This window comes from Candidatus Micrarchaeota archaeon (assembly GCA_021163225.1).
Classification (GTDB): Archaea; Micrarchaeota; Micrarchaeia; order Anstonellales; family JAGGXE01; genus JAGGXE01.
The window spans coordinates 1-5373 of the sequence record JAGGXE010000004.1 but is presented as its reverse complement, the minus strand read 5'-3'; the positions used below and the strand labels follow the sequence as shown (position 1 = coordinate 5373).

Genomic DNA, 5373 nt, shown 5'->3' with positions numbered 1-5373 from the left:
CGGATGTTCATTCTTTCAATTCATACACGTCATCGAATAGGTCGGGTTTCTTGACCGATGAAAGAGGTCCTTTTCCACCTGCTTTCAACCATTTAAGATGCCAAAGGTAAAGAACGGCTACTGCCATCTGTTCAAGATAGACTTCCAATGTCCAAACGACCCCTGCGTATATGAGCACGCCCAACCACACTGCCGAAGGCAGTTCCACACCTTGTTTATCCAGAAGATATATAGGAACGAGTGGTAGTGACACAAACGCGACTGCCAGAAGGGTTAACGAGTAGGAGGTTAAAAACTGAACCGGATGCCTCTTTATCACTTCGAAACCCCTCTTAAACGCATCGACCGGTCCTTTGTTCTCCCATGTAACAGCAGGTAATGTTGTGAACACAGTCATTCTCACCAACTTCTCCAACATGTCCAACCCCAGACCGAACCATGATACCGGGTTAGCGTTCATACCGCTCAACGTCTTGGCTGCATCCTTCAAAGAGGGTTCGTGTCTAGTTCCTCTCCTTTTCCTCGTCAGCGCTCTCAATATCAGAATGATCAACCATACAAACGACCAGATGAGAGCGATCGGAATGACCCTGATAAGGTCGGAAGTTACCGTTTCCCTCAACGCTTTTATAAGCGATGTCTTCTTCCCCGTTTCCATCTGCTGAATCAGTTCCAACAGCACAGTATTAGAGAAAAGGACCGCCGAAGATATTACGGTCAGAAGGAGGTATACGTAAAGAACAGCCAACCAAACATTGTGGAAATCCGGAAAATAATACCTGCCGTACAACACGACTAAAGCAAAGATAACCCAACTGAAGAACAAAGGCAACAGAAGCACCGGTTTCTTGAACAGAACAGCCACTGAATTCTTAAATATTCTCCAACTCCATCTAGTCCCTAATTCTTTTATAACTAAAATGAAAAATAATCCAGCAACCTCTTCGCATTTTAAGCGTTGGTCATGTTTGAATTCAAGGTAAAACTTTCTGCTAAATTTGTGAAATCGAAGTAAAACTTTTAAAGATATGTGCCAAAAATAAAACATGCGTGAAGTTATCAAAACGATAATAAAGGAGTTTCATGATGATGGATTACCAAAAGATGTTGTTCAGCGAGATTTTGACAGACATTTGATATGTCTAAAACTTGCCAAAATCATAGTCGGACCGCGACGAGCGGGTAAAACCTACCTTTTGTTTCAAATCATGAGAGAGTTAATGAGTAAAGGATACGAGATTGAAGATTTTATATACATCAACTTTGAGGATAACCGGTTGATCGATTTTACCTACCGCAATTTTGAAGACATCCTCGAAGGATACCGAGAGATGTACCCTTCAAAGAAGCCAATCCTCTTCTTGGATGAGATACATAATGTCGATAAATGGGAGTTCTTTGTCAGAAGATTGGTGGATAAGAAATACAGCGTGTACCTCACCGGGTCGAACGCTCATCTGTTTAGTAAAGAATACGCTACAAAACTCGGCGGTAGGTATGTTGAGATCAAACTCTATCCTGCGAGTTTTAAGGAGTTTCTTCGGTTTAAAGGCATGAAGGTTAAGAAAGGATGGATCTACTCTAAGGATAGGTTCAAAATCATTAAATTCTTTGACGAATTTCTGAAGTACGGCGGCTTTCCGGAGGTGATCAATCTCGATAAAAAGAGTAAAGAAATAGTGCTTAAACAGTATCTGGATACTGTATTGTACAGAGATGTAATAAGCAGATATAACGTTGAGGATAGCAAACTCCTAGAATTCCTTATTAAAAAACTTGCCGAAAACGTGACAAATCCGTTCTCTTTCTCTTCCATTGTGAGAAAACTTAAAGCCATCCATTACAAAACAAATGTGAAAACGTTGTCGAAATACTATTCCTACCTAACCGACAGTTTTCTGATAATCAACACTCCGCTGTTGAGGGATTCTTTACTTAAAAGAGAGATGGAACGTAAGACCTATTTTGTGGATAACGGATACCTCCACCAGTTTTATATAAAGGAGAATAAAGATAAACTATTGGAGAATATGATTGCTGTTCACCTACTCAGGGAAAGGGGTAGGATTTATTATTTAAGGAATGGATATGAGATAGATTTTGTAGACAGTTCTTATCCGCCGATACAGGTAACCTATGAACTTAATGAGGACAACAGGGAAAGAGAAGTTAGGCCTTTACTAAGATACATGGAAAAGCACGGAATAAAGAAAGGATACATCATTACCTACAACCAAGAGGAAACCATCAAGGACGGAAATAAGAAGATACAAGTCCTTCCGGCATACAAGTTCCTACTGAAATAAAAGTTGAAATAGTTTGAATTCAGGGTAAAACTTTCTGCTAAATTTGTGAAATCGAAGTAAAACTTTTGTTTAATCGATGAGTTAAAATTTTCTATATACAGAAAGTTTTTCTTGATTTTCTTTCTATAAACAGAAAATTTCAAATTACTCTTTGAGAAGCCATTTCCAGATCGGTATCACTGGGATGGACCTAGAATCTACTCTAACAACATCTTCGGTATCGTAGGTTATTATCCTGCCTCTCAACTTAAACCTCCGGCATGCTGTCGTCAGACCTCCAATTTCTCTCTTATAGTTATCGTCGTTGAGGACGTACGTAACCTGATAGGCCTTTGAAGTGAGAAAATCGCACTCATACCTATCCTTATAAAAATAGACCTGATTGTTTTTTCTTCTGAGATGAAGAAATACAATATTCTCCAGAAGCCTGCCAAGGTCCCTATTCACAACGTAGTAATTGATAAAGCCATGGTCCACCAGATAATTCTTTTTTGAATATGTGAATTCCTTTTTTCCCTTCCTCCTTTGTGTGACTAGAAAGGCAAAATATACCTCTTTTAACATACGGATATAGTTATGAACTACTGATGTACTGGATTTGTATCCTTGTGCTTTTGCCAGATGATGGAACTTATTTATAGAGAACTCCTGAGAATAAATTCTTATCAGATAGTTCATCAAAAATTCCATCAGGTCCATATTCTTTATTCTGTATCTATCGATCACATCGTAATAAAAGATCGTTTTAAAATAATCATCAATAATCCCTAACCTATCCTCCAACACTATCTCAGGAAAACCGCTCGTGCTCATGTACTTATCAAAGAGCGATTTGATCAAAGATGCCTGAGAATATTCCCAATTCTCTTTCAATTCAATCCCCCTAAAAGTGAGGAATTCACGAAAGGATAAGGGGAACACTTCAACAGAAGTTGCCCTTCCACGTAAAGACGATGCAATCTCCCTGCTCAGTAACTTGGAGTTTGATCCCGTAACATAGATTTTATACCCTCTATCGTGCAAACCGCGCACAAACAACTCCCAATTCGGAACATTTTGAATCTCATCAAAGAACAGAATGGGTTTATTTTTCTTACGTGGATAAAGTTCTGTATAGGCTTTTAGAATGTTATGAAGGTCCTGGGCTTTTATTCCGAAGAGTCTTTCATTCTCAAAGTTTATGTATACAAAATCGGTGATTTCGTGTCCCTTATTCAAAAGGGACTTCATAATCTGATATAAGAGATAAGTCTTACCCGCTCGACGAGGACCCACCAGAGTAATAATCTTGTTGATCCTTTTAAATTCAGGAACCTTAATATCCCTTTTGTAAAAAGGGGGGAGTCCAGAGACATGGAATTCTGATATCATCTCCTTCAGTGCGGTTTTTAATTCATAGGTGTTCATAGTTTAAATTCAACATGATTATTTATAAATTTTTCCATGATTTTTTCTGTTGATAGAACAATTATAGTCATTTTTGTTCTATGTGCAGAAAGATCTAAAACAGATTCAAGTAAATTTAAAAAAGAGATTACTAGAATTATATCATGGGGCCTGAGTTGAAGTACAAACGAAAGGAAACTGTTAATCGTTCTGGTCTCAGATTCTTAATCCCTAAACGTGTTGATAACGAACCTACTCTCAATAAAAACTCGTTCAGTTACCACGCCACTGATTGCGGTTTTATGACCTTTGATGAAGCAGCAAAGTTGTATAACGCGCGTATTCCTACAGAAGATTACAATTTTGCTAATTATTTGCTTGAACTCCAACTGTACAAGCAAGGTGAGGAATCTAGAGATGCTACGCATGATGTACAGAAGACTATATCCGCACCGCCTCCACCACCTCTGGTGTTTCGGGTTAACATTCCCGAACATAAAGAAGAATCCGTCCCGATAGGCGTATCCGACATGATACTTGCCCAAGTTAACAAATCGGGTGTATCTGATGAAATAGATTATGTGCTGCACCACCCACAACCAGATTACGAGGAACTGTTTGATTATGAACCAACATTATTGGACAGGTTCAGTGCAGAATGTCAGCGGCCGCCGTCCGAAACACTTTTCCCACCCGACCTGGACCGTCGGACGTATGAAGAAGCCCGTACATTACACGTAGGGATACCGGTTTTTCTAATCATCAGACTACTGTATAAATGAACATCACAACTCTGTAATCACCTTGGTCGTCACACAGATCATCTTGTTCAACGTCTCCTTTCGTACGAACTCGTTCGGTTGATGAAAACGTGTATCGGGATCGATAGGACCGAACCCTATGGTGGGGATACCCAGCCTGTTTATGAACGGACCGTCGGTACCACCCAACTCTGCACCGAGTGGGATCTTCTCCTTTAAAACAGAGTTGACTATGTCAGCAAATCGGGAGACCTCTGGTGTTTCTCGTGTAAGATAACCCTCATGCCCGATCACGTCCCGGATCTCATAAGAGTATCCCAACTCATCCATCACACGACCCAGATACTCCTTTAACTCTCCTAACCCCTCATCTACTGATTCCTCTGGCAACAATCTAAGGTCAAACCCAGCATCAGCATACTCGGGTATCATGTTAGGTTTTTCACCGGAACGTAATACCGTTATGTTAAACCTTCCCCACACGTGATCGTACGGGCTACCTGGAGGAGAACGCGCTACCGAACGTTTACCCTCCCGCATAGTCTGAAACTCTTTCAGCCGGTCTATCACCCGAGCCAGTTTAGGGATAGGATTATCACTCATATGAGGATAACCTGCATGCGAACCCTTACCAAACACCCGGAGCCATCCGTCCACAACACCACTACATCCTATAGAGATCATCTCGGTACCAGCATCCATGATCCATGCGAGATCGCTCTTCAGTAGATCCAGATGGTTTTCAGTAATATAACCTAAACCGTACCTCCCGCCCACCTCTTCATCACAGGTAATCAGAATCTTCAGGTTAACTTTAGGGTCGGTCTCATCTAGAGCGGATAACAGGATCGCGATGGCAGCCTTATCATCACTTGCTCCACGACCGTACAAACGATCATCTATCTCAGTAAGTTTAAAGG

Annotated in this window: 5 protein-coding genes; 2 read left to right on the top strand and 3 right to left on the bottom strand. The window is 40.6% G+C overall.

Going from position 1 to position 5373, the window contains the following annotated elements:
- Positions 1-7: 7 nt before the first annotated feature.
- Positions 8-865, bottom strand: a complete 858-nt coding sequence (locus J7K41_00500) for a hypothetical protein (GenBank protein ID MCD6549181.1) — start codon at positions 863-865, stop codon at positions 8-10.
- 181 nt (positions 866-1046) lie between these two features.
- Here J7K41_00500 and J7K41_00495 point away from each other — a divergent pair, with 181 nt between their 5' ends.
- A complete protein-coding gene (locus J7K41_00495; GenBank protein MCD6549180.1) occupies positions 1047-2306 on the top strand; it encodes an ATP-binding protein in 1260 nt (419 codons plus the stop codon).
- A 144-nt stretch (positions 2307-2450) separates the two neighbouring features.
- Here the strand turns inward: J7K41_00495 and J7K41_00490 are convergent, their stop codons facing one another.
- Positions 2451-3713, bottom strand: a complete 1263-nt coding sequence (locus J7K41_00490) for an ATP-binding protein (GenBank protein ID MCD6549179.1) — start codon at positions 3711-3713, stop codon at positions 2451-2453.
- Positions 3714-3856: 143 nt separating this feature from the next.
- On the opposite strand from J7K41_00490, the gene J7K41_00485 reads away from it, so the two are divergent.
- A complete protein-coding gene (locus J7K41_00485; GenBank protein MCD6549178.1) occupies positions 3857-4474 on the top strand; it encodes a hypothetical protein in 618 nt (205 codons plus the stop codon).
- A gap of 3 nt (positions 4475-4477) precedes the next feature.
- Here J7K41_00485 and J7K41_00480 read toward each other — a convergent pair.
- A partial coding sequence (locus J7K41_00480) for a M20/M25/M40 family metallo-hydrolase (protein MCD6549177.1) occupies positions 4478-5373 on the bottom strand: 896 nt, incomplete at its 5' end.